Here is a 1,399-nt window from a genome sequence, read left to right as displayed (position 1 = left end):
CCATATAATTTAATTGATTAATATCGTTACCTAAGTCCAAGAATAGGAGGTTTTTTGCGTAGTTTTTATGCCATTATCTGCACACTAACTATGCCGTCGCCCTTTCATTCCAGGCATCTGCGTATTGGATATTACCATCCACATACTTCCAGGTGATTTTCTCATAACGGAATTCTGCGATTTCCATATGATTAAATCTTTCTTTCGCGGGATCTTTGATATCAAACATCACGGGCATCAGGTTAACGACTCTCACGTTTTCCAGCAGAATAGTAAAATATACCACCTCTTGCCCTGCATCGTTGATTCGATAATATTTCAGTTCCACACGCGTCAGCGTTTGCCCCGTAGAAAGCGCTTTGTAGAGATAGGGGGAAGATGAATCGATTTCTTTTTCTATCAGGAATGGAAGGTGCTGGCAGGTTCCGGTGAACTTACCGTTATGGTTATCGGTTGGTATATGTACACTGTGATGCAGTCCTAACACTTCCACACTGTATTCACGGCCTCGAATGTCAACGCCACCCTTAATAATATTGCCGCCATCATCATACAAAAACATATAAACAGGAATGCCCATATTAATTGTCATCTATAAATCCATTTGATTGTCCGATAGTATTTACAATAGTATCAATACACGCTTTGCTGTTCGGAACCTTATAAAGAGCCTGAATTGCATCAACGACATATTGGTTAAATTCCGGTTCTTTGATGCTATAAAAGGGTAAAGCACATACATTATCGGTACTGAAGGGTAAAGCCCCACCTTTAAGAAGGGAGAGCACCCTGATTTTTTATCTGATGAGTTAACTGCATGGAAGTTTTTTGCATCGTGGCGGCTACCGAAAATGAAAATATTAATAAAAAAGACAGTAAAATTTTCATCATCTGACCACCAGAATCGTGTCACTGCTATTCATGATTTGTTCACGATTACTTACGCCATCAATGATGATGCAACCATTCGATGCATTGCGTCCGCCTCCCCTTGAACCGCCATGGATTCTGAACAGGTCTCGCCCATATGTATTAGTCCCCAAAATAGGTTCCAATATGATGGTGACAGGCGTAACGGTATTATGTGCTTCTGTTATACGATAATAACCTTTTGGGATTGAACCCTGACTGCTCACAGACTCCATAACTGGATTATTTATCCCTGCACCATGTCCGCTATAGCCCTGCCTAAAAAGTTGTCCGTTATGGCTCAACTCCCCGGTACTTTTATTATATTCCCATGTCATGATATCCATCCTTGTTTGGTTAATCATGGTGATTTTGTTTGAGACTTTATGAAACAATCATAGATATCATGAATATAAACTATCGGCATGACCCATAAAATCGTCTCATGCATCATTCATATTGACGTCGTTAATCTTCCAGAAGATTATCA

Annotated in this window: 2 protein-coding genes; both read right to left on the bottom strand. The window is 40.0% G+C overall.

The window, feature by feature from the left end; all coding sequences use genetic code 11:
- Positions 1–88: 88 nt before the first annotated feature.
- On the bottom strand, positions 89–580 hold the full coding sequence (locus J1785_RS01045) for an Hcp family type VI secretion system effector (RefSeq protein ID WP_217218599.1): 492 nt from the start codon (positions 578–580) through the stop codon (positions 89–91).
- A 307-nt stretch (positions 581–887) separates the two neighbouring features.
- Positions 888–1,247, bottom strand: a complete 360-nt coding sequence (locus J1785_RS01040; protein WP_217218598.1) for a tlde1 domain-containing protein — start codon at positions 1,245–1,247, stop codon at positions 888–890.
- Between the last annotated feature and the right edge of the window lie 152 nt (positions 1,248–1,399).

This window comes from Rahnella perminowiae (genome assembly GCF_019049755.1).
Classification (GTDB): Bacteria; Pseudomonadota; Gammaproteobacteria; order Enterobacterales; family Enterobacteriaceae; genus Rahnella; species Rahnella perminowiae.
The sequence above is the reverse complement of the archived record's forward strand: the minus strand, read 5'-3'. Positions and strand labels throughout refer to the sequence as shown.